The organism is Pseudomonas sp. LAMO17WK12:I10 (assembly GCF_900215185.1).
Lineage (GTDB): Bacteria > Pseudomonadota > Gammaproteobacteria > Pseudomonadales > Pseudomonadaceae > Aquipseudomonas > Aquipseudomonas chlororaphis.
Window position 1 is genome coordinate 52,514 of the sequence record NZ_OBDX01000027.1, and the last position, 26,816, is coordinate 79,329.

20 protein-coding genes are annotated in these 26,816 nt (G+C 61.9%); 7 read left to right on the plus strand and 13 right to left on the minus strand.

Annotation, left to right across the window (positions count from 1 at the left end; translation table 11 throughout):
- Nucleotides 1–13: 13 nt before the first annotated feature.
- The 8 genes from CRO75_RS24970 to CRO75_RS25010 form a co-directional block, all read right to left on the minus strand.
- Complete coding sequence (locus CRO75_RS24970) at nucleotides 14–568, minus strand: LemA family protein (protein ID WP_062823098.1); 555 nt, start codon at nucleotides 566–568, stop codon at nucleotides 14–16.
- Nucleotides 569–1,603 carry a hypothetical protein gene (locus tag CRO75_RS24975; RefSeq protein WP_097138903.1) on the minus strand — a complete coding sequence of 345 codons (1,035 nt, stop codon included), beginning with the start codon at nucleotides 1,601–1,603 and terminating at the stop codon, nucleotides 569–571.
- 51 nt (nucleotides 1,604–1,654) lie between these two features.
- Nucleotides 1,655–2,179 carry a DUF6586 family protein gene (locus CRO75_RS24980; protein ID WP_097138905.1) on the minus strand — a complete coding sequence of 175 codons (525 nt, stop codon included), beginning with the start codon at nucleotides 2,177–2,179 and terminating at the stop codon, nucleotides 1,655–1,657.
- Nucleotides 2,180–2,322: 143 nt separating this feature from the next.
- Nucleotides 2,323–4,935, minus strand: coding sequence for a type I DNA topoisomerase (topA, locus tag CRO75_RS24985; RefSeq protein WP_007921310.1), 2,613 nt, complete (start codon nucleotides 4,933–4,935; stop codon nucleotides 2,323–2,325).
- A gap of 114 nt (nucleotides 4,936–5,049) precedes the next feature.
- On the minus strand, nucleotides 5,050–5,286 hold the full coding sequence (locus tag CRO75_RS24990) for a DUF1653 domain-containing protein (protein WP_007921312.1): 237 nt from the start codon (nucleotides 5,284–5,286) through the stop codon (nucleotides 5,050–5,052).
- An 88-nt stretch (nucleotides 5,287–5,374) separates the two neighbouring features.
- Nucleotides 5,375–6,550 (minus strand): acetyl-CoA C-acyltransferase FadA, encoded by a 1,176-nt coding sequence (gene fadA / locus CRO75_RS24995; RefSeq protein ID WP_007921313.1) that lies wholly within the window; start codon nucleotides 6,548–6,550, stop codon nucleotides 5,375–5,377.
- A gap of 29 nt (nucleotides 6,551–6,579) precedes the next feature.
- Nucleotides 6,580–8,727: a fatty acid oxidation complex subunit alpha FadB gene (gene fadB, locus CRO75_RS25000; protein ID WP_009042975.1), complete on the minus strand. Its 2,148-nt coding sequence runs from the start codon at nucleotides 8,725–8,727 to the stop codon at nucleotides 6,580–6,582.
- 567 nt (nucleotides 8,728–9,294) lie between these two features.
- On the minus strand, nucleotides 9,295–9,732 hold the full coding sequence (locus tag CRO75_RS25010; RefSeq protein WP_037004577.1) for a hypothetical protein: 438 nt from the start codon (nucleotides 9,730–9,732) through the stop codon (nucleotides 9,295–9,297).
- A gap of 104 nt (nucleotides 9,733–9,836) precedes the next feature.
- On the opposite strand from CRO75_RS25010, the gene CRO75_RS25015 reads away from it, so the two are divergent.
- On the plus strand, nucleotides 9,837–10,274 hold the full coding sequence (locus CRO75_RS25015) for a universal stress protein (protein WP_007921319.1): 438 nt from the start codon (nucleotides 9,837–9,839) through the stop codon (nucleotides 10,272–10,274).
- A gap of 84 nt (nucleotides 10,275–10,358) precedes the next feature.
- Here the strand turns inward: CRO75_RS25015 and CRO75_RS25020 are convergent, their stop codons facing one another.
- Entirely contained in the window at nucleotides 10,359–12,278 is a 1,920-nt protein-coding gene (locus CRO75_RS25020; protein WP_007921321.1) for an ATP-binding cassette domain-containing protein, read from the minus strand.
- A gap of 213 nt (nucleotides 12,279–12,491) precedes the next feature.
- On the opposite strand from CRO75_RS25020, the gene CRO75_RS25025 reads away from it, so the two are divergent.
- The gene (locus CRO75_RS25025; protein ID WP_097138907.1) at nucleotides 12,492–14,420 is read left to right on the plus strand and encodes a transglycosylase SLT domain-containing protein; all 1,929 of its coding nucleotides are present in this window, start codon (nucleotides 12,492–12,494) and stop codon (nucleotides 14,418–14,420) included.
- 61 nt (nucleotides 14,421–14,481) lie between these two features.
- Here CRO75_RS25025 and CRO75_RS25030 read toward each other — a convergent pair whose 3' ends face one another.
- The gene (locus tag CRO75_RS25030; protein ID WP_177409787.1) at nucleotides 14,482–16,257 is read right to left on the minus strand and encodes an ABC transporter transmembrane domain-containing protein; all 1,776 of its coding nucleotides are present in this window, start codon (nucleotides 16,255–16,257) and stop codon (nucleotides 14,482–14,484) included.
- 363 nt (nucleotides 16,258–16,620) lie between these two features.
- Here CRO75_RS25030 and CRO75_RS25035 point away from each other — a divergent pair, with 363 nt between their 5' ends.
- The gene (locus tag CRO75_RS25035) at nucleotides 16,621–16,800 is read left to right on the plus strand and encodes a PA1571 family protein (RefSeq protein ID WP_007921326.1); all 180 of its coding nucleotides are present in this window, start codon (nucleotides 16,621–16,623) and stop codon (nucleotides 16,798–16,800) included.
- Between the two features lie 98 nt (nucleotides 16,801–16,898).
- Here CRO75_RS25035 and pdxB read toward each other — a convergent pair whose 3' ends face one another.
- Entirely contained in the window at nucleotides 16,899–18,044 is a 1,146-nt protein-coding gene (gene pdxB, locus CRO75_RS25040; protein WP_097138908.1) for a 4-phosphoerythronate dehydrogenase PdxB, read from the minus strand.
- A gap of 179 nt (nucleotides 18,045–18,223) precedes the next feature.
- On the opposite strand from pdxB, the gene CRO75_RS25045 reads away from it, so the two are divergent.
- Nucleotides 18,224–19,630, plus strand: coding sequence for an MATE family efflux transporter (locus tag CRO75_RS25045; protein ID WP_097138910.1), 1,407 nt, complete (start codon nucleotides 18,224–18,226; stop codon nucleotides 19,628–19,630).
- Here CRO75_RS25045 and tusA read toward each other — a convergent pair.
- Both tusA and rlmM read right to left on the minus strand, forming a co-directional pair.
- Nucleotides 19,627–19,878: a sulfurtransferase TusA gene (gene tusA / locus CRO75_RS25050; RefSeq protein WP_007921329.1), complete on the minus strand. Its 252-nt coding sequence runs from the start codon at nucleotides 19,876–19,878 to the stop codon at nucleotides 19,627–19,629. The genes CRO75_RS25045 and tusA overlap by 4 nt on opposite strands.
- Nucleotides 19,879–19,957: 79 nt before the next feature.
- On the minus strand, nucleotides 19,958–21,031 hold the full coding sequence (rlmM, locus tag CRO75_RS25055) for a 23S rRNA (cytidine(2498)-2'-O)-methyltransferase RlmM (RefSeq protein ID WP_025804232.1): 1,074 nt from the start codon (nucleotides 21,029–21,031) through the stop codon (nucleotides 19,958–19,960).
- 214 nt (nucleotides 21,032–21,245) lie between these two features.
- Here rlmM and acnA point away from each other — a divergent pair, with 214 nt between their 5' ends.
- The 3 genes from acnA (at nucleotide 21,246) to CRO75_RS25070 (ending at nucleotide 26,679) form a co-directional block, all read left to right on the plus strand.
- Nucleotides 21,246–23,987: an aconitate hydratase AcnA gene (gene acnA / locus CRO75_RS25060; protein ID WP_097138912.1), complete on the plus strand. Its 2,742-nt coding sequence runs from the start codon at nucleotides 21,246–21,248 to the stop codon at nucleotides 23,985–23,987.
- Nucleotides 23,988–24,150: 163 nt separating this feature from the next.
- On the plus strand, nucleotides 24,151–24,942 hold the full coding sequence (locus CRO75_RS25065; protein ID WP_062823105.1) for a CPBP family intramembrane glutamic endopeptidase: 792 nt from the start codon (nucleotides 24,151–24,153) through the stop codon (nucleotides 24,940–24,942).
- A 171-nt stretch (nucleotides 24,943–25,113) separates the two neighbouring features.
- Nucleotides 25,114–26,679, plus strand: a complete 1,566-nt coding sequence (locus tag CRO75_RS25070; protein ID WP_009042966.1) for a PAS domain-containing methyl-accepting chemotaxis protein — start codon at nucleotides 25,114–25,116, stop codon at nucleotides 26,677–26,679.
- Nucleotides 26,680–26,816 lie beyond the last annotated feature (137 nt).

Genomic DNA, 26,816 nt, shown 5'->3' on the forward strand with positions numbered 1-26,816 from the left:
CAGGCATTTGCCATCAGAAATTCGGTTTGTAATCAAAACTCGCGGCGGCTTCCTTATCGGAAAACGGCGTAATAGCCTGCTTCTTGTTGATGACCGTGTTAACCATCGAACTGGGGAACATCTGGATGCAGTTATTGAACTCCTCTACGGTCCGGTTGAAGACCGTAACGGCGGCTGCAATGTTCGCCTGCTGTTCGACGATTTCCTTCATCAATCCACTGACGATTCCCGCCGCCTTGAGTTCCGGATAGGCCTCAAAGGCCATGTTCAGCCCCCCCACCAGTTCCCTAGTGGCCATCTGCGTCGACTTCAGCGCCTCACCACTGGCCGCCTCAGGCAACCTTCCGAGGGCCGAACGCAGGCCCACCACTTTTTCCAGCACGTTGCTTTCATAGATCTTGAAGCTGGAAGCCTGCTCCTCCAGGGCATCCAGCACCTTGATCTTCTGCCGCTCATACACGAGCACATCGGCCCATGCGCGCTGAGCGCGGTTCCCTGCGCCGACAATCTTGTTGTAGTAATACCAGAGGAGCCAGGCCACCAGTATCGCTGTAAGAAGGATGATCATTTACTGCTCCATATCCTGCGTTCTTTTCTTCGGTAGATTGAAATTGTCGTCATGCAACTCGGCAAGCTGGTGCAACAGCTCCAGCACCGGCCTCAGGCGCGGCATCGTCGCCCCCTGCATCAAGCCGGCATGAAAGGCGACCGGCTCCGCAAGGCTTACCGCCGAGGTAGCGATGCCGGCCACATCATCATTGTTGAAGCTCACGCATAGGCGACTCTGGGAGGAAAACTCGAAACTGACGTCTTTCAGCTCCTTGGCAATCTGCAGCAACTTGAGCACGGTGACCGGCGTGGCGAAAGTCGCGCAGGCCATCTCCGTCGCGCCAGTCAGGGTGAAGACAGAGTTGAATTCCCGGGTCGTGGTCTTGTAGAGATGCTCGCGATCCATGGCTCGATGCTTGTCACCACGAACGGCAACCTCGGCCGTCCAGGGAAAATCGAACACCAGGCTATAGCGGTCATACCCAACATAGCGGGTTCTGGTTTCCCTTCGAGAACCGCCCTTGCCATCGGAAACCGATACTTCGTAGGTTTCCATATCGACGTAATGCAGATGGTGGAAAGCGTAAGGCAGATCGTGCACCGCACCGTTATAAACGCCCACCAGCGTGTTCTTGAGCTCACGGGAATAGTTACCCCGACGAAAGTGCGCAAACTCATTCATCATCACGGCCAGGGTGAAAATCCCCGAAGCCGATGCATCACCTACGCCAGCGCTGAGCAGAGCCGCTTTGCGAATGATCTTCTGCGATAGCGCCTTCACCACATCCGGATGAATGAAGTGATTGGCGCCGCGTCGGCGCATCAGATAGATCCCGGGAATCAGCAACGGCCAGACCAGTATTCCGACAATGCACAGGCACCAGGCCAGTTTTTTTGAATTGGGATCTGAACGACTAAGGACAATAGGTTCGGGAAAATCGCGAATCTGCTCCACCGCCTTGAGCAGATCCCGGGACGAAGCGGCCGCGTCCGCCAGACGATCGACACGATCGAACAGCGCAGGCAGCGCATTCGTCTCTGTAGCTGAAGCCATTACTCATCCTTGAATGATTGGTCGTACTCGAAGATATCCGCTAGCGGCGGCTCAACACTCATTCAGGCCGTCACGGAAGCGAATCGCCAAAGCCTTGAGGTTCTGACGCCATTGCTCCAGCTCTTCCCGGCTCAGCTGCGGTGCCTGCTCTTCTTCATCGAGGTTCACTGCGACAATCAACGGCTGGGTGACATCGCCCTTGGGTTTATGCGGCACCCGCGGTGGCTGGAACATCGCCGAATGGGCAGCCAGCAGCTTCGCCAGCCAGGTCTCCGGGTTATGGGCCAGTTCCACCAGCTCGGCCAGCTCGGGGATGGCGATGCTTTCCATCACCTCACGGGTGAGCAGCAGCTCCGCGCGGGGCGCATTGGCCTGTGGGAGGCGATAGAAGCCGGCGATTTCATGGCACAAGCCAAGTAGCGCGCCATACAGATGAAACAACACCGACTCGCGCCCTGCCTGCACCAGCGCCTGCGCATTCATTGCCCCGCCCGCTTCGGCTCGCGCCAAGGCTTCCAGCGACAGACCGGCGAAGTAAATTTTCTGGTTGGTGCGGGTATAGAGTTCGTGGGCCATGACGGCAATCTCCACAACGAATAGATAACAGCAGGCTGGCCGTACAGTGTCGTGGAACACTCCAGCCCACCGCAAGCCCAAAAGAAAGGCCGCGTACCCTTGAGAGGTTTACGCGGCCTTTTCAGAAGCGTCCGATGCGGACTTTAACGCTTGTCTTCGACTTTCCAGCTACCGCCGTCGTAGAACGCACGCCAGCCGGTCGGCTTGCCGTCGACTTCGGTCTGCACGTACTGCTCCTTGGTCTTGCGGCTGTAGCGGATCACCGCCGGGCGACCGTCCGGGTCCTTCTTCGGCGCTTCGCAGAGGAAGTGATACTTCGGATCGATCTCGTCCTTGTGCGGGATCAGCTCGAGCACCAGCGGTGCGCGGGTTTCACGGTTTTTCGGGAACTGGCTGGCCGCCAGGAACAGACCCGATGCCCCGTCGCGCAGGATGTAGGTGTCGTTGACCTTCTCGCATTTCAGCTCGGGCATCTTCACCGGATCCATCTTCGGTGGTGCCGCGTCACCGCTCTTGAGCAGCTTGCGGGTGTTCTTGCAGGTCGGATTGGTGCACCCGAAGAACTTGCCGAAACGGCCGGTCTTGAGCTGCATCTCACTGCCGCACTTGTCGCATTCCAGGCTCGGACCTTCGTAGCCCTTGATGCGGTAGCTGCCCTCTTCGATCTCATAGCCCGCGCAATCCGGGTTGTTACCACAGATGTGCAGCTTGCGTTTCTCGTCCAGCAGATAGGCGTCCATCGCCGTACTGCAGATCGGGCAACGGTGCTTGCCGCGCAGTACCAGCGATTCGGATTCACCCTCGTCGTCCGCGGCGATCTCATCGCCCGGCACCAGGTTGACGGTAGCCTTGCAGCGTTCTTTCGGCGGCAGGCTGTAACCCGAACAACCGAGGAATACACCAGTCGACGCGGTGCGAATCTGCATCGGGCGACCACAGGTGAGGCATGGGATATCGGTCATCACCGGCTGGTTGGCGCGCATACCGCTGTCGCTGCCTTCGGCCACTTCGAGCTTCTTCTTGAAGTCGCCGTAGAACTCGTCGAGGACGTTTTTCCAGTCGCGCTCGCCCTGGGCCACATCATCGAGGTGCTCTTCCATACCGGCGGTGAAGCCGTAGTCCATCAGGTTGGAGAAGCTCTCGGACAGACGCTCGGTGACGATGTCGCCCATCTTTTCCGAATAGAAACGACGGTTGTGCAGCGCCACGTAGCCACGGTCCTGAATCGTGGAAATGATCGCCGCGTAGGTCGAAGGACGACCGATGCCACGCTTTTCCATTTCCTTGACCAGGCTGGCCTCGGAGTAACGCGCCGGCGGCTTGGTGAAGTGCTGGCTCGGGTCGAGCTTGATCAGCTTCAGCACATCGCCCTGCGCCATGTCCGGCAGGACATCGTCGTCGCCCGGCTTGCTCATCTGCGGCATGACACGGGTATAGCCGTCGAACTTGAGGATACGACCCTTGGCTCGCAGCTCGAAGCCACCAGCGGCGACGCTGACGGTGGTCGACAGGTATTGCGCCGGCAGCATCTGGCAGGCCACGAACTGGCGCCAGATCAGCTCGTAGAGGCGCTCGGCGTCACGTTCCATGCCCGACAGCTTGCTTGGATGGGTATTCACATCGGACGGACGAATCGCTTCGTGCGCCTCCTGGGCCCCTTCCTTGCTGCTGTAGAAGTTCGGCGAGGACGGCAGGTATTTGTTGCCGAACTCTTCTTCGATATAGGTCCGCGCCATCGTCAGGGCATCAGCCGAGAGGTTGGTCGAGTCGGTACGCATATAAGTGATGTAGCCGGCTTCATACAGACGCTGGGCCATCATCATGGTTTTCTTCACCCCGAAGCCCAGGCGGTTGCTCGCGGCCTGCTGCAGGGTGGACGTAATGAACGGGGCCGACGGCTTGCTGCTGGTCGGTTTGTCTTCGCGCTTGGCGATGGTGTAGGTCGACGCCTTGAGCTTCTCCAGTGCCGCCATGGCCTGGGCTTCGTTCAGCGGCTTGAAGGCCTCGCCGTTTTCCCGCGCCACTTCGAAGCGCACATTGGCGCCCTTGGCGGTGCCGAGGTCGGCATGAACTTCCCAGTACTCTTCAGGGATGAAGGCACGAATTTCGCGCTCGCGCTCCACCACCAGCTTCACCGCCACCGATTGCACACGACCGGCAGACAGGCCACGGGCGATTTTGGCCCACAGCAACGGCGAAACCATGTAACCCACCACGCGGTCGAGGAAGCGACGCGCCTGCTGGGCGTTGACCCGATCGATATCCAGCTCGCCCGGCTGGGAGAAGGCTTCCTGGATCGCCTTCTTGGTGATTTCGTTGAACACCACGCGCTTGTAGCGGCTGTCATCCCCACCAATGGCTTCCCGCAGGTGCCAGGCAATGGCCTCCCCTTCGCGGTCCAAGTCCGTTGCGAGATAGATGGTGTCGGCATCCTTGGCGAGCCGGCGCAGCTCTTCGATGACTTTTTCCTTGCCAGGAAGGATCTCGTACTTGGCTTTCCAGCCGTGGTCCGGATCGACTCCCATGCGCGAGACCAGCTGCTTGCGCGCCTTCTCCTTGGCCGACAGCGCCGGTGCTTCACCAGCAGCCGCCTTGCCACGCTTGGCGGCAGGCTCTTTGGCGGCGCTCGCCGAACCACTGGTGGGCAGGTCTCGGATATGGCCGATACTCGACTTCACCACGTATTGGTTACCCAAGTACTTGTTGATGGTCTTGGCCTTAGCCGGGGATTCCACAATGACCAGCGATTTGCCCATGGATCGGAAAATTCCTGAATTCGAGAAGTGAGAGGCGGTTGGCGCCTGACGCGGCACCGCTATATATAGTGGCAACAAGGTGAGGTCAAGCGCAGGGTTCTGCGCGACCTCAGCTTAAGGCTGCGAAAAAAGACTGGGTTCGGCCTGCACCAAAGCAAAGCGTGGCACCTGCTCGCCGTCAACCTCGACCGACTCCAGGAACATGCTCAAGGGGCGCACCCAAAAGCCGTAATCGCCATACAGGGCTTGATAGAACACTACTTCCTCTTCCGTCTCGGAATGCCGCGCCACGCTGAAAACGCGGTACTGCGGTCCCTTGTAATGCTGATAGAGCCCGGGTTGTAATTGCATGTTCTGGCCCTCGTGCAAAATAAAAAATATAAATCTTCAGAAAAACAAAAACCGGGGCACTGGGCCCCGGCTTCCATCAACGCAACGCTTAAACGCGTTCGAAGACGGTGGCAATGCCCTGGCCAAGGCCAATGCACATGGTGGACACGCCAAAGGTGCCGCCATTCTGCTTCATGACATTGAGCAAGGTGCCGGAGATACGCGCACCGGAACAGCCGAACGGGTGACCCAGGGCGATCGCGCCGCCGTGCAGGTTAACCTTCTCGTTCATCTTGTCGAGCACTTTCAAATCTTTCAGCACCGGCAGAGCCTGCGCCGCGAAAGCTTCGTTGAGCTCGAAGAAGTCGATATCGGCAATTCCCAGGCCCGCGCGCTTCAGTGCTTTCTGCGTGGCCGGTACTGGACCATAGCCCATGATCGCCGGATCCACACCCGCCACCGCCATCGAGCGGATCACCGCCAGCGGCTGGATGCCCAGGTCCTGGGCACGCTGCGCCGACATCACGATCATGCACGAAGCACCGTCGGTGATCTGCGACGAAGTACCGGCCGTCACGGTGCCGCCCTTTGGATTGAAGGCCGGCTTGAGGGCCGCCAGGCTTTCCAGGGTGGTCTCGGGACGAATGGTCTCGTCGTAGTCGAACAGTTTCAGGAAACCGTTCTCGTCGTAACCCTGCATCGGGATGATTTCGTCCTTGAACTTGCCTTCCACGGTCGCCTTGTGGGCGAGTTGGTGGGAGCGCAGGCCGAAGGCATCCTGTTGCTCACGGGTAATGCCGTGCATCTTGCCGAGCATCTCGGCGGTCAGGCCCATCATGCCCGAGGCTTTCGCCGCGTACAGGGACATGTGCGGGTTCGGGTCGACGCCATGCATCATGCTCACGTGGCCCATATGCTCGACGCCACCCACCACGAAGACGTCACCGTTGCCGGTCATGATCGCCTGGGCGGCGGTGTGCAGCGCGCTCATCGACGAGCCACACAGTCGGCTGACGGTCTGGCCGGCCGAGGTGTGCGGGATCTGGGTCATCAGCGACGCCATGCGCGCGATGTTCCAGCCCTGCTCCAGGGTCTGGTTCACACAGCCCCAGATCACGTCTTCGACTTCCGCCGGATCGACCTTGGCGTTGCGTTCCAGCAATTTGCTGATCAGGTGCGCCGACATGTCTTCGGCGCGGGTGTTGCGGTGCATGCCGCCCTTGGAGCGGCCCATCGGAGTACGACCGAAGTCGACAATCACGACGTCTCTAGGATTCAAGCTCATATATTCACTCTCGCTCTAGTAGGGGGCGCTTAACCGAAGAAGCTCTGGCCGTTCTTGGCCATCTCGCGCAGCTTCGCGGTCGGGTGGTACAGCGCGCCCAGATCGGCGTACTGGTCGGCCAGGGCAACGAACTCGGCAACACCGATCGAGTCGATGTAGCGCAGCGCGCCGCCACGGAATGGAGGGAAACCAATACCGTACACCAGGCCCATGTCGGCTTCGGCCGCGGTTTCGACGATGCCGTCTTCCAGGCAACGAACGGTTTCCAGGCACAGCGGGATCATCATCCAGTTGACGATATCCTCGTCAGTGACTTCACGCTGCTCGTACACGATAGGCTTGAGCACTTCCAGCACCGACGGGTCGGCCACTTTCTTCTGCTTGCCTTTCTTGTCGGCCTCGTAGGCGTAGAAACCCTTGCCGTTCTTCTGACCCAGGCGCTTGGCTTCGTAGAGCACATCGATAGCCGAACGGCGGTCGTCTTTCATGCGATCGGGGAAACCTTCGGCCATCACGTCACGACCGTGGTGACCGGTGTCGATACCGACCACGTCCATCAGGTACGCCGGGCCCATCGGCCAGCCGAATTTTTCCATGACCTTGTCGATGCGCACGAAGTCCACGCCGGCGCTGACCAGCTTGGCGAAACCGCCGAAGTACGGAAACAGCACGCGGTTGACCAGGAAGCCCGGGCAGTCGTTGACCACGATCGGGTTCTTGCCCATTTTCTTGGCGTAGGCAACGGTGGTGGCCACGGCCAGCTCGCTGGACTTCTCGCCACGGATGACTTCGACCAGCGGCATCATGTGCACCGGGTTGAAGAAGTGCATGCCGACGAAGTTTTCCGGACGCTTGAGGGCCTTGGCCAGCAGGCTGATGGAAATGGTCGAGGTGTTCGAAGCGAGGATAGTGTCCTCCTTGACCTGGTCTTCGACTTCGGCCAGAACCGCTTGCTTGACCTTAGGGTTCTCGACGACCGCTTCGACCACCAGGTCGACGTGGCCGAAGTCACCGTAGGACAGCGTTGGGCGAATGCCGTTGAGCACTTCGGCCATCTTCGCCGCGGTCATGCGCCCCTTATCGACACGGCCGACCAGCAACTTGGCGGCTTCCGCCAGGCCTTGCTCGATACCGTGTTCGTTGATGTCTTTCATCAGGATCGGCGTGCCTTTGGACGCCGACTGGTAGGCGATACCGCCACCCATGATGCCGGCGCCGAGTACGGCGGCCTGCTTCACGTCCTGGGCGATTTCGTCGTAGGCCTTGGCCTTTTTCTTCAGTTCCTGGTCATTCAGGAACAGGCCGATCAGGCTCTGCGCAGCAGAGGTCTTGGCCAGTTTGACGAAGCCTGTTGCCTCGACTTCCAGCGCCTTGTCACGACCGAAGTTGGCGGCTTTCTGGATGGTCTTGATGGCTTCGACCGGCGCCGGGTAGTTCGGGCCAGCCTGGCCGGCGACAAAACCCTTGGCGGTTTCGAAGGACATCATCTGTTCGATGGCGTTGAGCTTGAGCTTTTCCAGCTTCGGCTGACGCTTGGCCTTGTAGTCGAACTCGCCGGAGATGGCGCGCTTGACGGTGGCCAGGGCCGCTTCATGCAGTTTTTCCGGAGCGACGACAGCGTCGACCGCACCGACTTTCAGTGCGTCTTCAGCACGGTTTTCCTTGCCGGCGGCAATCCATTCGATGGCGTTGTCGGCACCGATGATGCGTGGCAGGCGAACGGTACCGCCGAAGCCCGGGTAGATGCCCAGCTTGACTTCCGGCAGGCCGATCTTGGCGCTGGAGGACATGACTCGATAGTCAGCTGCCAGGCACATTTCCAGACCGCCGCCCAGCGCGATGCCATTGATCGCGGCAACGGTCGGAACGTTGAGGTCTTCGAAATCGCTGAAAATCTTGTTGGCTTCGAGGTTGCCTGCGACAAGCTCTGCATCCGGCAGCTTGAAGTTGTCGACAAATTCGGTGATGTCGGCGCCGACGATGAAGACGTCCTTGCCACTGCTGACGATCACACCCTTGACCGACGCATCTGCCTTGATGGCGTCTACGGCCGAACGCAATTCGTTCAGGGTAAGACGGTTGAACTTGTTGACGGACTCACCCTTGAGGTCGAAATTCAATTCGACGATGCCACTTTCAAGAGCCTTAACCGTGATGGCTTTACCTTCGTAAATCATCAACTGATCTCCACGATATGGAAGCTGAACAGTACACGTCGGACGCTAACTTCTGACTCGGCAGCGACGTTTCCATCGATGCTACGCCAATCCGCCAGGCACACCCGCCAACGCGATAGTCGGGATTCTGGAAGAGCCGTCTGGTAATACAAACGCTCAATTCATACGCCCGTTTGATTTGGGTACGCCACATTCAGGCAAAATCCGACAATTGTCAATCGCCCAAAAGGTTGTTTAAAACGCGACTTCTTAGTCATTCCAGACGGGCACGCACCATCAACAAGCCTGCTCATCTGAGGACATTCATAGAATCAATCTTTAGAAAAGTCGCCCTAATGCGTGGCCCCCATAACCGATTCGCGGCTACGCTGGCACAATCCTGGAGCAAAAATATGGATGCCTGGCCGAAAACCAGGCGTAAGATCAGCGACAACTCTCATCCCCGCCGCTCAGAACCAGGGGATCAGAAAGGATTTACCGGCCTGCCTGGCCAACCCAGCCCGACCTTGTCGGGCTTTTTATTGCCTGCTTTTCAATAACCTGTGCCACTGCAGCGCAGGTCATGCTTCACGCCAGCGCCTTGAGCACTGCGGCAATGTCTTGCAAAACACTGGCTTCGCCACGTTCGCCCCAATACAAGACGATCATCTGCCGGTCGGCCTCGACCTTGAACACGTTGGCCGGCAGCGTGCGAAAGTGCTCGAGCAAGGCAGGATCCGCACAGACTTCCCGCCATTGGTTGACCCACACGCCCGGCGCACTTTGCCAGTAGGCCCAGCAGGCCGGTTGTGTGCCGCGCCGCGGCCGATGGTATTGCGCACAGGGGCTTGGAGGCTGCGGATCCATCCAGTGCGGCCACTCCTGAGGTGCCAGTTGCATGCCCAGGCCCATGCGGCGCGCCTCCATGCGCAGGGCGATCTGCCCGCTCTGGCGGCGCGACGGGCGCAGCCATGCCAGCGGGCTCAACACCACCGCGAGGATTGACACCACTATCCAGACCGTCATATCTGTACTCCCGATTCTTGATGAGCCGATTGATCCAGGTCGGAACCAATCCGCTTGAAACCAGCCATACTTGAAGCTATTGCAATCCTCAGGAGGAGCACCTCATGCCCTACCACCATATTCTGGTCGCCGTAGATCTAACCGAAGAGTGCGATCCTGTTATCCACCGGGCTCGCGAGCTGTCGGTCAGCAACAGCGCCAAATTGTCCCTGGTGCATATCGTCGAGCCGATGGCCATGGCGTTCGGCGGCGACGTACCAATGGACCTGTCCCAATTGCAACAGCAGCAGTTCGACCAGGCCAAGGAACGCCTCGATCGCCTCATCACCAAATACCCTGAGCTGTCCAAGGAATACAGCCACCTGACCTATGGCCAGCCACGCCAGGAAATCCATCATCTGGCCAAAGAACAGGAATGCGACCTGATCGTGGTCGGCAGCCATGGCCGGCACGGCCTGGCGCTGCTGCTGGGCTCGACCGCCAACGACGTGCTGCACGGCGCCCCTTGCGACGTGCTGGCCGTGCACCTGGTCAAACGCTGAGCCCGCCGGCGGAATTCTCCGCCCGCACCGGCCCTGCAAAAAGCCCGACATGAATGTCGGGCTTTTTTATTGCCGCCAGGTCACTCAGGCATCCAGCTCGGCCCAACGTTCGACCATCACATCCAGTTCAGCATTGAGCTGTTCCAACTGGGCGATGACCGCCGTGGTCTCGGCCGCAGGACGCTGATAGAAGCCAGCGTCGGCCATTTCCGCTTCCACGGTGGCGATCTGCTGCTCCATGGCTTCGATCTGGCCAGGCAACGCCTCGAGCTCGCGCTGCAACTTGTAGCTGAGCTTCTTCTTGGCCGCAGGCGCTTCCTGTGCCGCGGCAGGTGCCGCCGCCACAGGCGCAACCACCGCCGAGTTCAGCTCGGCCTTGCCCGACTTGTTCTCGGTCACGCCCAGCAGGCGTGGCGAACCGCCTTGGCGCAACCAATCCTGATAACCACCGACGTATTCGCGAACCTTGCCTTCGCCTTCGAACACCAGGGTGCTGGTGACCACGTTATCGAGGAATGCCCGGTCGTGGCTGACCATCAGCACGGTGCCCTGGAAAGTCAGCAGCACTTCTTCCAGCAGCTCGAGGGTTTCCACGTCCAGGTCGTTGGTCGGTTCGTCGAGCACCAGCAGGTTGGCCGGTTTGCTGAACAGCTTGGCCAGCAATAAGCGAGCACGCTCGCCACCGGACAGCGCCTTGACCGGCGTGCGGGCACGCTGCGGGCTGAACAGGAAATCCCCCAGGTAACTGAGCACGTGGCGGCTCTGGCCATCGATATCGATAAAGTCGCGACCTTCGGCGACGTTGTCGATCACGGTCTTTTCCAGGTCCAGCTGGTGACGCAGTTGGTCGAAGTAGGCCACGTCGATACGCGTGCCCTCCTCGACCTTGCCGCTGCTCGGCACCAGGCCGCCCAGCATCAGTTTGAGCAGCGTGGTCTTGCCGGTACCGTTGGCGCCGAGCAGGCCGATACGGTCGCCGCGCTGCAAGACCATGGAGAAATTCTTGACCAGGAACGGACCGCCCGGATGAGCGAAGCTCACGTCTTCAAGCACCATGACCTGCTTGCCGGACTTGTCGGCGGTTTCCAGCTGGATATTGGCCTTGCCGGTACGCTCGCGACGCTCGCTGCGCTCGACACGCAGGGCCTTGAGGGCACGCACGCGGCCTTCGTTACGGGTACGGCGGGCCTTGATGCCTTGGCGAATCCAAACTTCTTCCTGGGCCAGGCGCTTGTCGAACAGCGCGTTGGCCGTCTCTTCGGCTGCCAGCACGGCCTCCTTGTGCACCAGGAAGCTGGCGTAATCGCCGTTCCAGTCGATCAGCCCACCACGGTCCAGCTCGAGAATCCGGGTCGCCAGGTTCTGCAGGAAGGAACGGTCGTGGGTAATAAAGAGGACGGCGCCCTGGAAGTCCTTCAGGGCTTCTTCCAGCCAGGCGATGGCGCCGATATCCAGGTGGTTGGTCGGTTCGTCGAGCAGCAGCAGGTCCGGTTCGGACACCAGGGCCTGGGCCAGCAGGACCCGACGACGCCAGCCACCGGACAACTCGGCGAGGGTCTTGTCGGCCGGCAACTGCAAGCGGCTCAGGGTGCTGTCCACCAGGGTCTGCAAGCGCCAGCCGTCACGGGCTTCGAGGTCGTGCTGGACGTGCATGAGCTTTTCCAGATCGGCATCGGTGACGATGTTCTGGCTCAGGTGGTGATACTGCGCCAGCAATTCGCCAACGCCATCGAGGCCCTGGGCGACCACGTCGAACACCGTCCGCTCGTCGGCCACTGGCAATTCCTGCGGCAATTCGCCGATTTTCAGACCGGGCGCGCGCCATACGGAACCGTCGTCGGGCTTCTGATCGCCCTTGACCAGCTTCAGCATGCTGGATTTGCCAGTGCCGTTACGGCCGATGATGCACACCCGCTCACCACGGGCGATCTGCCAGGACACCTTGTCCAACAACGGCATAGCGCCGAACGCAAGGGACACATCGCTGAATTTGAGCAGGGTCATGAGCTTCTCCAAAAACCGGGCGCGCATTCTACCTGAGTTGAGGCCTCAGAAGGCCGGCATTTTCATTCCTGAAGCACCCTGAACAACATTTGCAGCGAACTGGCGACAAGAGGCCGGCAAAGCTTTCACCCGCTGCTGGCAAAAGGCTAAGCTAGGGAATAATCAGTGTTGGCATTGTCGGCACTTGTCATGATTTCTCTGCCCGGATGTCTCATGCGCAGTCGCCTTTTCAGTCTTTTGTCCTGCCTGCTTCTTTCTGCCTCTGCCGTGCACACCGCTCAGGCCGCAGACCTCTCACTCCAGCGTCAATATTACGATGAAGCCAAGCGCGCCCTGGCCAAGGGCGACTCCGGCCCGTATTTCCGCTACAGCCAGGTCCTGGCCGACTACCCGCTCGAGCCCTATCTGGCCTATGACGAACTGACCGCCCGGCTAAAGACCGCCAGCAACGCCGAGATCGAAAAGTTTCTCCGTGAACACGGCGACCTGCCCCAGGCCAACTGGATGAAACTGCGCTGGTTGCGTTGGCTGGCCGAACGCGGCGACTGGACTACCTTCGTCAAGTATTACGACCCCAAGCTCAACTTCACCGAGCTGGATTGCCTGAACGCGCAATACCAGCTGGGCCACAACCTCAAGGCCGAAGGTTACGCCGCCACCGACAAGCTCTGGCTCAGCGGCAAATCCCTGCCCGCCACCTGCGACGCGCTGTTCGCCCAGTGGGCTGCCGAAGGCCAGTTGACCGAACAGAAGCGCTGGCAGCGCGCCAAGCTGGCCGCCGAGGCCCGCAACTATCCGCTGGCCAATAGCCTAGTCAAAAGCATGACCACCCTCGCCCCTCAGGGCCGGCTGCTAGTAGACGTTGCCCAGAAGCCCGAGCTGCTCAGCCAGCCGTCGCGCTTCACTCCGGCCAGCGAAGCCATGTCCGACGTGGTTGGCCTGGGTCTGCGCCGCCTGGCCCGCCAGGATCCGGACAGGGCCATGGCCCTGCTCGACGGTTATGCCAGCAGCATGCACTTCTCCCGTGACGAAAAAGTGGCGATCGCCCGGGAAATCGGCCTGACCCTGGCGCGGCGCTTCGACAGCCGTGGCCTTGAAGTGATGACCAAATACGATCCCGAGCTGCGCGACAACACGGTTTCCGAATGGCGCCTGCGCCTGCTGTTGCGCCTAGCTCGCTGGGAAGACGCCTACCAGCTGACCCGCAAGCTGCCCCAGGACCTGGCGACCACCAACCGCTGGCGCTACTGGCAAGCGCGCAGCCTGGAACTGGCCCAACCGCAGAACCCTCAGGCCCAGACCCTCTACAAAGGCTTGGCCAACGAGCGCGATTTCTATGGTTTCCTCGCGGCCGACCGTACCCAGTTGCCTTATCAGCTGAACAACAAACCGCTGGTGCTCAGCCAGCAAGTGATCAACAAGGTGCGCAATACGCCCGGCGTGCGGCGCGCCCTGGAGTTTCATGCCCGTGGCCAGATCGTCGATGGCCGGCGTGAGTGGTACCACGTCAGCCGTCATTTCAACCGTGACGAAATGGTCGCCCAGGCCAAGCTGGCCTATGACCTGAAATGGTACTTCCCGGCCATTCGCACCATCAGCCAGGCGAAGTACTGGGACGACCTGGACATCCGTTTCCCGATGGCCCACCGCGACACCCTGGTGCGCGAAGCCAAGGTCCGTGGCCTGCACTCGAGCTGGATCTTCGCGATCACCCGCCAGGAAAGCGCGTTCATGGACGACGCTCGTTCGGGCGTCGGCGCGGCCGGCCTGATGCAACTGATGCCCGGCACCGCGAAGGAAACCGCACGCAAGTTCAGCATCCCGCTGGCCTCGCCGCAGCAAGTGCTGAACCCGGACAAGAACATCCAGCTCGGCGCCGCCTACCTGAGCCAGGTACACAGCCAGTTCAACGGCAACCGGGTGCTCGCCTCCGCCGCCTACAACGCCGGCCCCGGACGCGTGCGCCAATGGCTCCGTGGCGCCGACCACCTGAGCTTCGACGTCTGGGTGGAGAGTATTCCGTTCGACGAAACCCGCCAGTACGTGCAGAACGTGCTGTCCTATTCGGTAATCTACGGCCAGAAGCTCAATTCGCCACAGCCACTGGTGGATTGGCATGAGCGGTATTTCGACGATCAGTAAGCGATAACGCCTCATAAAAAATGCCCGCAGCGATGCGGGCATTTTCGTTTCCAGCGCAAGGTCAGGACACAGACTGGCCATCGCTGAACTGCAAGGCCGCCAGGCGCGCATACAGTGGATTGCTGGCGATCAGCTCCTGATGGGTGCCCACCGCTACCAGCCGGCCCTGATCCATCACCGCGATGCGGTCGGCGTTTTTCACCGTGGCCAGGCGATGGGCGATCACCAGGGTGGTGCGATTCTTCATCAGGCTCGGCAAGGCTTGCTGGATCAAATGCTCGCTCTGGGCATCCAGGGCGCTGGTGGCTTCATCCAGCAACAGGATCGGCGCATCCACCAGCAGGGCCCGGGCAATCGCCAGGCGCTGGCGCTGGCCGCCGGAAAGTCCCAGCCCCGCATCGCCAAGATGGGTCCGGTACCCCTCGGGCATGTTCTCGATGAAGTCATGGGCGTAGGCGATCCTTGCCGCCTCCCTGACCTGCTCCGGGGTGGCCGAGGGTTTGCCATAACGAATGTTCTCCTCGATGCTGCCGAAGAACAGCGCCGGGCTTTGCGACACCAGGGCAAAACAGCGCCGCACATCCTGCGGGTCGAGCTGGGTCAGGGGCACGCCATCGAGCAGGATGCGCCCCTGCTCCGGGTCGTAGAAGCGCAGCAGCAAATCGTAGAGGGTCGACTTGCCCGCCCCCGACGGCCCGACCAGCGCCAGGGTTTCCCCCTCGTGGATAGTCAGGCTCAAGCCGTCGACGGCGTAACTGTCCGGACGCGACGGATAAGAGAAGCGCAAGTTCTCCAGCACCAGCTCGCCCCGCACCCGCCCAGGCAAGCTGGCCGGGCCGTCGCTCGGCGGCTGGATCAGGTTTTCCGAACGCAGCAACTCGGCAATCCGCTCCGCCGCGCCGGCGGCCCGTTGCAGCTCGCCGATCACCTCGCTCAGGGTGCCGAAGGCACTGCCGACGATCAGGCTGTAGAAGACAAAGGCCGCCAGCTCGCCACTGGAAATGCGCCCGGCGATCACATCCATGCCGCCGACCCAGAGCATCACCCCGACCGCCCCCAGCACCAGCACGATCACCAGGGTGATCAGCCAGGCACGCTGGACGATACGCCGCCGGGCGGTGTTGAATGCCTCTTCCACCGTCTGGGCAAAGCGTTGCTCATCCTGGGGCTGGTGGTTATAGGCCTGGACGGTCTTGATCTGGCCCAGGGTTTCCGCCACGTAGCTGCCGACATCAGCGATACGGTCCTGGCTCAAGCGCGACAGGCTACGCACCCGGCGGCCGAAAATCAGGATCGGCACCAGTACCAGGGGCAAGGCGATCACCACGATGCTGGTGAGCTTGGGATTGGTGACAAACAGCAGCACGATGCCGCCGATGACCATCAGCGCATTACGCAAAAACAGCGAGAGCGACGAGCCGATCACCGATTGCAGCAAGGTGGTATCGGCGGTCAGCCGCGACTGGATCTCCGAGCTGCGATTGTTCTCATAGAAGCCCGGGTGCAGGTAGATCAGATGATTGAACACCTGCCGACGGATATCCGCGACGCAACGCTCGCCAATCCACGACACCAGGTAGAAACGCACGAACGTCCCCACCGCCAGCCCCAGCACCAATAACAGAAACAGGCCGATGGACTGGTTGAGCAAATCCGGCGACCCGGTCATGAAGCCCCGGTCCACCAACAGGCGGATGCCCTGCCCCATGGACAGGGTGATGCCCGCGGTCACCACCAGCGCCAGCAACGCCCCCAGGGCCTGCCAGCGATAAGGCGCGATGAAACGACTGGCCAGGCGTATCGCCCGGCGTTGACGCGAAGAAAGCATGAAGTTCATCCGGGAGCACACCTGGGAACGGCCCCGCCCCATTCACCGCCGCATCATCCAGCAAGGCGATGAGGTTGAGCCCTGTTTGTCGGAACCGATTTTCCTGGAACCGATTTTCCTGGAACCTGCATTTCCTGGAACCTGCATTTCCTGGAACTTGGGTAAATCAAAATGAGTCAGGTTAATTATGTCCGCCAACACTAGAGCCTAGATGCTATTGGTCTAAGGTCCGAGTGGAAGTCCACAGACATTTCTGTTGGACTGAGGACTCCCCGGATAGAAAACGCCGTAGTGGGACCTTGCAGGGAGTTGTCACAGCTTGGTCACCTGGCGGTTTTAAAGTAAGCGCACAACCTGATGAGGAGACAGGCCATGTCCTTGCAAAACAGCAGCAATGACAAGATTGAAGTGATTCGTACCCACCCCGACCAGTCTCTGGGATGCGCCATCATCGACGCTCAGGGTCGCGAAGTACCGATCACCGAAGACATGATCCAGAACGCCTGCCGCGAACTGGAAAAGCGACTGGTCAAGCCTGCGCAGCAAGATTGACACATAGCCTCACGTCCTCTTGACCCGGCCCTGAAGCCGGGTTTTTTATGCCTGCCGGATTCCTTGTCGCCCCGTCACAAACGACCGGGTTCGAGCCATCAACGAACCGACACCGCGCCCAAGGCCGAGACGATCTGCTGCAAGCCTGGCGCTTCGCCCTGGATGCGCACGGCCAACCCGTCGATTTCACGGCGCGGCGGATAACTCTTGCGCAACGCATCGAAGGCCGCGCGCTGCTCGGCCACGCTGCCCACCAGGCTGCGGCGGAAATCCGCATCGTCGCGCCGCGGGTCGTAGACCGCTCGGCAGATCATCGCCAGGGACCAGGCCGGGTCGCTATGGGCATCGAGGCTCACCTCCGACAACCATGGCCGGGGCAGCAGGTCGCGCAAATGAATCGCTTGCGGCTGCCCAAGGTAATCGCACAGCGCCTGATAGATCTGCGCCGTCCCACGCTGCCGGCCATCGAGGCTGTAACCGGCGATGTGCGGCGTGGCCAGCACGCACAGGTCGGCCAGGGCCACGTCGACCTGGGGCTCGCCCTCCCAGACATCCAGCACCGCTTGCAGGTCTTCACGCTCGAGCAGCACTTCACGCAGGGCAGTGTTATCCACCACCGCGCCACGGCTGGCGTTGATCAGCCAGGCGCCGGGGCGCAGTTGCCGCAGGCGCTGCTTATCCAGCAGGTGCCAGGTCGGCAGCTCGCCGGCTTTGGTCAAGGGGGTATGCAGGCTGATGACATCGCACTGGGCGAGGATCTGTTCCAGGCTGACGTAGTCGCCACCTTCCGCCACCTGCCGTGGCGGGTCGCAGACCAGGACCTTCCAGCCCAGGCCGCGCAGCACCTCGATCAGCCGTCCACCGACCTCGCCCGCGCCCACCACGCCGTAGGTGCGTTGCGTCAGGTCGGCGCCTTCGATTTCCGCCAGGGTCAGCAGGCTGCCCAGCACATAGTCGACCACCCCGCGCGCATTACAGCCCGGCGCACTGGACCAGCGGATGCCCGCCTCCTGGAAATACTCGAGGTCCAGATGGTCGGTGCCAATGGTGCAGGTCCCGACAAACCGCACCTGGCTACCTTCGAGCAAGGCGCGGCTGACCTGGGTCACCGAACGCACCAGCAGCACATCGGCGCCCTCGATGGCGGCGCGGTCGATGGCCCGCCCCGGGAAACGGCGGATCTCGCCGAAGCCGGCAAAAAAGGCATCAAGCAGGGGAATATTTTCGTCGGCAACAATCAGCATGGCAGGCTCCTTTCGCGGAGCCGCAGTTTAGGCGTAGAAGGCCGTTTGGGGCCAGCAAGCAATCCACTCCGTCAACTGCCGCCAGCACTTACAAATCGACAACAGAGGTTTTTTCCTGACTCATCCGTCAATGCGTAGAATACGCCGCCCTGCGCATCAACCCTGTGGACGCTTCGCCTGTGAATTCCTTGACCGATACCCCTGCCACCTCCCTCAACCGCCCGGCCCGGGTGCGCCTTGAACTGCGCAGTCTGCTGGCCCTGGCCTTGCCGATCATGATCGCGCAACTGGCGACCACGGCCATGGGCTTCGTCGATGCGGTGATGGCCGGACGGGTCAGCCCACGGGACCTGGCGGCGGTGGCGCTGGGTAACTCGATCTGGATCCCGGTGTTCCTGTTGATGACCGGCACCCTGCTGGCCACCACGCCCAAGGTGGCCCAACGGGTCGGCGCCGGCACCTATGGCGAGATCGGCCCGATCGTGCGCCAGGCGCTGTGGCTGGCCCTGGCGGTCGGCCTGAGCGCCAGCCTGATTCTGGTGAGTGCCGAGCCGGTGCTGCACCTGATGAAGGTCGACCCGACGCTGATCGGCCCCTGCATGGAATACCTGCACGGCATCGCCAGCGGCCTGCCGGCGGTGGCGCTGTATTACGTGCTGCGTTGCTGCAGCGATGCCCTGGGCCGCACCCGGCCAAGCATGGTCATCGGCCTGTTCGGCCTGGCCCTGAACATCCCCATCAACTACGTGTTCATTTATGGCCACCTCGGCGTACCGGCCATGGGCGGCGTCGGTTGCGGCTGGGCCACGGCCATCGTGATGTGGGCGATGATGCTGGCCATGGCCGGCTGGACCCGCTGGGCCCCGGCCTACCAGAGCAGCCAGCTGTTCAAGCGTTTCGACTGGCCGCAATGGACGGTGATCAAGCGTTTGCTGAGCGTCGGCCTGCCGATCGGCATCGCGGTGTTCGCCGAATCGAGCATCTTCGCGGTGATCGCCCTGCTGATCGGCAGCCTCGGCGCCACGGTGGTGGCCGGGCACCAGATCGCCCTCAACATCAGCTCCCTGCTGTTCATGATTCCGTATTCCCTGGGCATGGCGGTCACGGTGCGGGTCGGCCAGGCCCTGGGCGCCGGCAACCCGCATCAGGCGCGCTTCGCCGCCGGCGTCGGCCTGGGCGCGGCGCTGGCCTTCGCCCTGTTCTCCGCAAGCCTGATCCTGCTGCTGCGCGAGTCCATCGCCTCGATCTACACCCCGGACACCGCGGTGATCCAGGTGGCGGCGATGCTGATCGTGTATGCCGCGCTCTACCAGTTCTCCGACGCGATCCAGGTGATCTGCGCCGGCGCGCTGCGTGGCTACCAGGACACTCGGGTGACCATGGTCCTGACGCTGCTCGCCTACTGGGGCATCGGTTTGCCGGTGGGTTATGTGCTGGGGCTGACTGACTGGTTCGGCCCTGCCAGCGGCCCGAGCGGGCTGTGGGAAGGCTTGATCGCCGGCCTGAGTTGCGCGGCGCTGATGCTGTCGATCCGCCTGGCGCGCAGCGCGCGCAAGCGGATCCGCATCAGCCGGGCGGCGGGTTAACCGGACTTCTTGCGAATCCAGTACAGATAGGTGCCGGCCTCTTCCTGCTGAGCAACCAGCTCATGGTCGAGGAACACGCAGAACTTGGGGATGTCGCGGCGGGTCGAGGGATCGGTGGCGATCACCTTGAGCAGGCCGCCGGGCTGCAGGTCACGAATATGCTGGTGCAGCATCATGACCGGCTCCGGGCAATTGAGCCCGGTGGCATCCAGCGTGCCGTCGACCGGCGTATCGATGATTTGACTCATAACTCACTCCTGAAACTGGCCGGCATTGTCGCGCAATGCCGGCATCGACGCTATCTGTGGCATTGCGCCGCAACCACGATCAACGGGCCTTGGGCTTCTTTTCATCCAGCCGGCGCAGGTGGCAGGTCACTTCTTCGCGGTCGTGGTACAGCTGCTTGCAGCCAATGGCCACACGAATGCCACGCGCCTTGAAGCCGTCCTCGATCCGCTCGAGCAAGCGCTTCACTTCCGCGTAACGCTGCTTCATCGGCAGCTTCAGGTTGACCACCGCTTCGCGGCAGTGCCCTTCGCCGATCCAGGTTTCCAGCAAGGCCGCGTTGCGCGCCGGTTTCTCGACGATGTCGCAGACCATCCAGTCCACCGGCTGCTTGGGCTTGAAGGTGAAACCGTCGGCCATCAGGTGCTGCACCAGGCCGGTGTCCATCAGGCTTTCGGCCATTGGCCCGTTATCGACAGCAGTGACCAGCATGCCGCGGTTGACCAGTTGCCAGGTCCAGCCACCCGGGGCGGCGCCCAGGTCGACGCCAGTCATGTCGCCATGCAGACGCTCGTCCCACTGATCGCGAGGAATGAAATGGTGCCAGGCCTCCTCCAGCTTCAGGGTCGAGCGGCTAGGCGCCTCACGGGGGAACTTCAGGCGCGGAATGCCCATCGGCCACATGGCCGAATTGCCTGCGTCCGCCAGGCCGACAAACACCTCGCGGCCGCTTTTGAAGGTCAGCAGCAAACGTGGCTTGCCGGCATCGTCCACCAGCTTGCCGGCCGCTGTCAGGGCCTTGCGCAGCGGTGCTTCGAATTTCTTGCAGAAGTTCGACAGCTCCTTGCCGTCATTGGTATCCAGCACTTCCAGCCACAGGCTGCCGCAGGTCGGGAAGCTCGCCAGGTGGGCCAGGATCACGCTGATGCGGTCGGTTTCCGGCAGATCGACGAAGACGCCCCGCGCCCATTGCCGCGGGAAGATCAGCTCGGCGAAACGCAGCTCGCGCATCAGGCGCTCGGCGCCGTCTTCTTCGCTGCACACAAACTCGGCACAGGCGGTGCTCGGCTTGGCCTTGGCGTACCCGGCCACGTTCAGGCGCGCGGCATGGTCGGCGATCTCGGAACAGACTTCGCCTTCGAAGCCCGGCCGGCAGTGCATAAAGAGGGTGTTCATCGAATCTCCTGGGCAATGGGCAATGAATCATGCGCAAACCTGCCCGAAGTGCGCGCAAAGCCTGTCACGAAAACCGGCGCATGATAGCCGAGTTCGGAACCTTGGACTTGTCCATAGAGTCCAGTTATTAGCCAGCTACTGAAAACAGGGCTAGCTTAAGAGCTCTGCCCTTCCCGTCAGGTCCGTAGCCGTGCGGACCAAAAGGAGCCATGCAATGCCGTCCCTCGATAGCCTGAAAACCCTTAAAACATTAAAAGTCGACGACAAGACCTACCACTATTTCAGCCTGCCGGAAGCCGCCAAGCGTCTTGGCGATCTCGACAAACTGCCGATGTCGTTGAAAGTCCTGCTGGAAAACCTGCTGCGCTGGGAAGACGAAAAGACCGTCACCGGCGCCGACCTCAAGGCCCTCGCCGCCTGGCTCAAGGAGCGCCGCTCGGATCGCGAGATCCAGTACCGCCCGGCGCGGGTGCTGATGCAGGACTTCACCGGCGTGCCGGCGGTGGTCGACCTGGCGGCCATGCGCGCGGCCATGGCCAAGGCCGGCGGCGACCCGCAGCGCATCAACCCGCTGTCGCCGGTGGACCTGGTGATCGACCACTCGGTGATGGTCGATAAGTTCGGCAGCAACACCGCCTTCGAACAGAACGTCGACATTGAAATGCAGCGCAACGGCGAGCGTTATGCCTTCCTGCGCTGGGGCCAGAGCGCCTTCGACAACTTCAGCGTGGTGCCGCCCGGCACCGGGATCTGCCACCAGGTCAACCTGGAATACCTGGGCCGCACGGTCTGGACCAAGGACGAAGACGGCCGCACCTACGCCTTCCCCGACACCCTGGTCGGCACCGACTCCCACACCACCATGATTAACGGCCTTGGCGTGCTCGGCTGGGGCGTGGGCGGCATCGAGGCCGAGGCGGCGATGCTCGGCCAGCCGGTGTCGATGCTGATCCCGGAAGTCATAGGTTTCAAACTGACCGGCAAGCTCAAGGAAGGCATCACCGCCACCGACCTGGTGCTGACCGTCACCCAGATGCTGCGCAAGAAAGGCGTGGTCGGCAAATTCGTCGAGTTCTATGGCGACGGCCTGGCCGACTTGCCGCTGGCCGACCGCGCCACCATCGCCAACATGGCCCCGGAATACGGCGCCACCTGCGGCTTCTTCCCGGTGGATGACGTCACCCTGGAATACCTGCGCCTGTCCGGCCGCCCGGACGCCGTGGTGAAACTGGTGGAGGCCTACAGCAAGACCCAGGGCCTGTGGCGCCTGCCGGGCAAGGAGCCGGTATTCACCGACAGCCTGGCGCTGGACATGGGCACGGTGGAAGCCAGCCTGGCCGGGCCGAAGCGGCCGCAGGACCGGGTCTCCCTGCCGAACGTCGGCCAGGCCTTCACCGACTTCCTCGATCTGCAGTTCAAGCCCACCAGCAAGGAAGAAGGCCGCCTGGAAAGCGAAGGCGGTGGCGGCGTGGCCGTGGGCAGCGCCGACCTGATCGGCGAAGTCGATTACGCCCACAATGGCCAGACCTACCGCCTGAAAAACGGTGCGGTGGTGATCGCCGCCATTACCTCCTGTACCAACACCTCCAACCCCAGCGTGATGATGGCCGCCGGCCTGGTGGCGAAAAAGGCCGTGGAAAAAGGCCTCAAGCGCAAGCCCTGGGTGAAGAGTTCGCTGGCCCCGGGTTCGAAAGTGGTCACCGACTACTACAAGGCCGCCGGGTTGACCCAATACCTCGACGCCCTGGGCTTCGACCTGGTGGGTTATGGCTGCACCACCTGCATCGGCAACTCCGGCCCCTTGCCGGAGCCGATCGAGAAAGCCATCCAGAAAGCCGACCTGACCGTCGCCTCGGTGCTGTCCGGCAACCGCAACTTCGAAGGCCGCGTGCACCCGCTGGTGAAAACCAACTGGCTGGCCTCACCGCCGCTGGTGGTGGCCTATGCCCTGGCCGGCAGCGTGCGCATCGATATCAGCAGCGAGCCGCTGGGCGAAGGCAAGGACGGCAAGCCGGTCTACCTGCGCGACATCTGGCCGAGCAGCCAGGAAATCGCCGAGGCCGTCACCCAGGTCAACACCCGGATGTTCCACAAGGAATACGCCGAGGTGTTCGCCGGCGATGCCCAGTGGCAAGCCATCGAAGTACCGCAAGCCGCGACCTACGTGTGGCAGGCGGATTCCACCTATATCCAGCATCCACCCTTCTTCGACGATATCGCCGGCCCGCTGCCGGTGATCAAGGATATCGAAGGCGCGCGGGTCCTGGCGCTGCTGGGCGACTCGGTGACCACCGACCACATTTCCCCGGCCGGTAACATCAAGGCCGACAGCCCGGCCGGCCGCTACCTGCGCGAGCAGGGCGTGGAACCGCGGGACTTCAACTCCTACGGTTCGCGTCGCGGCAACCATCAGGTGATGATGCGCGGCACCTTCGCCAACATCCGCATCCGCAACGAAATGCTCGGCGGCGAAGAAGGCGGCAACACGATCTACATCCCCACCGGCGAGAAACTGGCGATCTATGACGCGGCCATGCTGTACCAGCAATCGGGTACGCCGCTGGTGGTGATCGCCGGCCAGGAATACGGCACCGGCTCCAGCCGCGACTGGGCCGCCAAGGGCACCAACCTGCTGGGGGTCAAGGCGGTGATCGCCGAGAGCTTCGAGCGCATCCACCGCTCCAACCTGGTGGGCATGGGCGTGCTGCCGCTGCAGTTCAAGCTCGATCAGAACCGCAAGAGCCTGAACCTCACCGGCAAGGAAACCCTGGATATCCAGGGCTTGACCGGCGTCGAGCTGACGCCGCGGATGAACCTGACCCTGGTGATCACCCGCGAGGATGGCAGCCAGGAAAAGGTCGAGGTGCTGTGCCGCATCGACACCCTGAACGAAGTGGAATACTTCAAGTCCGGCGGGATCCTGCACTATGTCCTGCGGCAACTGATCGCCGCGTAACGCCATGCCGCAACATCGACACCGCCTACGGGCGGTGTTTTTTTGTTTCACTTATTCATCGCCCGCGCCTCGTTATACTGGCCGCCCGCTCGTTCTATCCAGTAACCGCCCCGACGCAGGTTGCGCGAGCGGCTGATTCCATTCTTCGCAACAAGGATTTCACATGACTGTTCTGCCATGGATGTACCTGGCACTTCTCTCCATTGGTTACGCCCTGGCCCTGAGCTACGGCCAACTGGGCCTGCTGGCGGCGGTTTCCGTCGCCTTGCTGCTATGCGCGGGCTTTGCCGTGCGCCAACAGAAAAGCCCTTACGCGCGCTACCTGGGACACGGCCTGTTCGTGGTGCTGGCCCTGGCGCTGGCCATGCACTGGCTCCCCGGCTTCTACAATGGCCGGGCGATCGGCCCGCAACGCTTCACCGCCGATGCCGTGCCGTTTTCCATGTACCTGAACCAGGACAAGCCGCTGATCGGCTTCTGGCTGTTGCTGGTCTGCCCCTGGATCATCGGGCGCCGCTCGCTGCGCCTGTCCCTCTACACCACCGCCCTGGCCTTGACCCTGACCGCCCTGGCGGCCCTGGGCGGCGCAGTGTTGCTGGGCATCATCAGTTGGGCGCCGAAATGGCCGGACCAGGCCTGGCTATGGGTGCTGAACAACCTGCTGCTGGTCACCCTGGTGGAAGAAGCGCTGTTTCGTGGCTACATCCAGGGCGGCCTGAGCCGTCGCTTCAAGCACCTGCCCTATGGTGAAAACCTGGCGCTGATGTGCGCGGCCCTGCTGTTCGGCCTGGTGCATGTGGGCGCCGGCTGGCAATGGTGGCTGCTGGCGAGCATCGCCGGGGTCGGCTACGGCCTGGCCTACCGCTTTGGCGGCCTGGGCGCCGCGGTGGCCACCCATTTCGGCTTGAACCTGCTGCACTTCGGGCTGTTCACCTACCCGATGCTCGCGGGTTGACCCTGGCCAAGCCGGGGCTCCCTGGACGGGCCTCGGCTTCGCCGCTTCCACTCGCCCCTCCTTGCAGAATCAGGTCTCTGTCAATGAGGCACTTCTCAAATTACTGAAAAAAACTTCAACAATTGGCGAAGGCCGCCGACAACCTACCAAAGCCTTGCGGATTGAAAAACCATGCGTAACAACCAGCCCGTCACCCAGCGCGAACGTACCTTTCCAGCTCAGCAACGGTTGATCTCCACCACCGATGCCAAAGGCGTGATCACCTACTGCAACGATGCCTTCGTTGAAATCAGCGGGTTTTCTCGTGAGGAACTGGTCCGCGCACCGCACAACCTGGTCCGTCACCCCGACGTCCCGGCCGCGGTGTTCGCGCATATGTGGGCCACCCTGAAACAAGGCTTGCCATGGATGGGCATTGTCAAGAATCGCTGCAAGACCGGTGACCACTACTGGGTCAACGCCTACGTGACACCGGTCTTCGAAGGCCAGCAAGTGGTCGGCTACGAGTCGGTGCGGGTCAAGCCCACCGCCGAGCAGATCCGCCGTGCCGAAGCGCTTTACCAACGCATCAACCAGGGCAAGTCGGCCATTCCGAAACGCGACAAATGGCTGCCGATACTTCAGGACTGGCTGCCATTCATCCTGATCAGCCAGTTGAGCTTCCTGATTGGCGCCTGGCTCAACTCTTCCTGGGGCTTTGCCCTCGCCGCCGGCCTTTGCGTGCCGCTCGGCCTGCTCGGGCTGAGCTGGCAACAGCGCGGCCTCAAGCGTTTGCTGCGCCTGGCCGAACAGACCACCTCCGACCCGCTGATCGCCCAGATGTACACCGACAGCCGTGGCGCCCAGGCGCGCCTGGAGATGTCGATCCTCAGCCAGGAAGCCCGCCTGAAAACCTGCCTGACCCGCCTGCAGGATACCGCCGAGCACCTTAACGAGCAGGCGCGGCAGTCCGACACCCTGGCGCACAACAGCTCCAGCGGCCTGGAACGCCAGCGCGTGGAAACCGAACAGGTGGCCACCGCGGTCAACCAGATGGCCGCCACCACCCAGGAAGTGGCCAGCCACGTGCAGCGCACCGCCGATGCCACCCAGGAAGCCAACCGCCTCACCGGGCGCGGGCGCGATATTGCCGGGGAAACCCGCGAAGCGATCCAGCGCCTGTCGGTGGTGGTGGGCGAAACCGGCCTGACCGTGACCCAGCTGGCCAAGGACAGCGACGAAATCGGTGGCGTGGTCGATGTGATCAAGGGCATCGCCGACCAGACCAACCTGTTGGCATTGAACGCCGCCATCGAAGCGGCTCGCGCCGGGGAAATGGGCCGCGGTTTCGCGGTGGTGGCCGACGAGGTTCGCCAACTGGCGCAACGCACCAGCGAATCCACCGGGCAGATCCACACCCTGATCGCCAAGCTCCAGCAAACCGCCAGCACGGCGGTGCAAACCATGGACGCCGGCCACCGTCAGGCCGAGGAAGGCGTGGCCCGGGTGCTGGAAGCCGACCAGGCGCTGGTGGGCATCAGCGAAGCGGTGGCCAACATCACCGACATGACCACCCAGATCGCCGCCGCCACCGAAGAGCAAAGCGCCGTGGCCGAGGAGATCAGCCGCAACATCAGCACCATCGCCCAACTGGCCGACCAGACCTCGGAACAGGCGCAGCATTCGGCGCAACTCAGCGAAGAGCTGACCCGCACCGCCAATACGCAGTACTCGTTGGTCGAACGCTTCAACCGCTAAGCCGAAGCCAGAAAAAAAACCCGGAAGGTTGGCCTTCCGGGTTTTTTATTGCCTGTTTTCAAGCACCACGCGTGCATTTTCTGTAGAAGCAGCCGGTCGACGCTCGATTGCTCGCGATTGTTTTTCAAGGCGACAAC

What these genes read in the sequence shown, in the direction of transcription:
- pdxB (WP_097138908.1), bottom strand. Translation starts at nt 18,044, where the DNA reads ATGCTGATTGTTGCCGACGAAAATATTCCCCTGCTTGATGCCTTTTTT.
- CRO75_RS25025 (WP_097138907.1), top strand. Translation starts at nt 12,492, where the DNA reads ATGCGCAGTCGCCTTTTCAGTCTTTTGTCCTGCCTGCTTCTTTCTGCC.
- fadB (WP_009042975.1), bottom strand. Translation starts at nt 8,727, where the DNA reads ATGATTTACGAAGGTAAAGCCATCACGGTTAAGGCTCTTGAAAGTGGC.
- tusA (WP_007921329.1), bottom strand. Translation starts at nt 19,878, where the DNA reads ATGAGTCAAATCATCGATACGCCGGTCGACGGCACGCTGGATGCCACC.
- CRO75_RS24975 (WP_097138903.1), bottom strand. Translation starts at nt 1,603, where the DNA reads ATGGCTTCAGCTACAGAGACGAATGCGCTGCCTGCGCTGTTCGATCGT.
- rlmM (WP_025804232.1), bottom strand. Translation starts at nt 21,031, where the DNA reads ATGAACACCCTCTTTATGCACTGCCGGCCGGGCTTCGAAGGCGAAGTC.
- CRO75_RS25030 (WP_177409787.1), bottom strand. Translation starts at nt 16,257, where the DNA reads ATGAACTTCATGCTTTCTTCGCGTCAACGCCGGGCGATACGCCTGGCC.
- CRO75_RS25070 (WP_009042966.1), top strand. Translation starts at nt 25,114, where the DNA reads ATGCGTAACAACCAGCCCGTCACCCAGCGCGAACGTACCTTTCCAGCT.
- CRO75_RS24980 (WP_097138905.1), bottom strand. Translation starts at nt 2,179, where the DNA reads ATGGCCCACGAACTCTATACCCGCACCAACCAGAAAATTTACTTCGCC.
- CRO75_RS25065 (WP_062823105.1), top strand. Translation starts at nt 24,151, where the DNA reads ATGACTGTTCTGCCATGGATGTACCTGGCACTTCTCTCCATTGGTTAC.
- CRO75_RS25035 (WP_007921326.1), top strand. Translation starts at nt 16,621, where the DNA reads ATGTCCTTGCAAAACAGCAGCAATGACAAGATTGAAGTGATTCGTACC.
- CRO75_RS25010 (WP_037004577.1), bottom strand. Translation starts at nt 9,732, where the DNA reads ATGACGGTCTGGATAGTGGTGTCAATCCTCGCGGTGGTGTTGAGCCCG.
- CRO75_RS25020 (WP_007921321.1), bottom strand. Translation starts at nt 12,278, where the DNA reads ATGACCCTGCTCAAATTCAGCGATGTGTCCCTTGCGTTCGGCGCTATG.
- acnA (WP_097138912.1), top strand. Translation starts at nt 21,246, where the DNA reads ATGCCGTCCCTCGATAGCCTGAAAACCCTTAAAACATTAAAAGTCGAC.
- CRO75_RS24990 (WP_007921312.1), bottom strand. Translation starts at nt 5,286, where the DNA reads ATGCAATTACAACCCGGGCTCTATCAGCATTACAAGGGACCGCAGTAC.
- fadA (WP_007921313.1), bottom strand. Translation starts at nt 6,550, where the DNA reads ATGAGCTTGAATCCTAGAGACGTCGTGATTGTCGACTTCGGTCGTACT.
- CRO75_RS25015 (WP_007921319.1), top strand. Translation starts at nt 9,837, where the DNA reads ATGCCCTACCACCATATTCTGGTCGCCGTAGATCTAACCGAAGAGTGC.
- CRO75_RS24970 (WP_062823098.1), bottom strand. Translation starts at nt 568, where the DNA reads ATGATCATCCTTCTTACAGCGATACTGGTGGCCTGGCTCCTCTGGTAT.
- topA (WP_007921310.1), bottom strand. Translation starts at nt 4,935, where the DNA reads ATGGGCAAATCGCTGGTCATTGTGGAATCCCCGGCTAAGGCCAAGACC.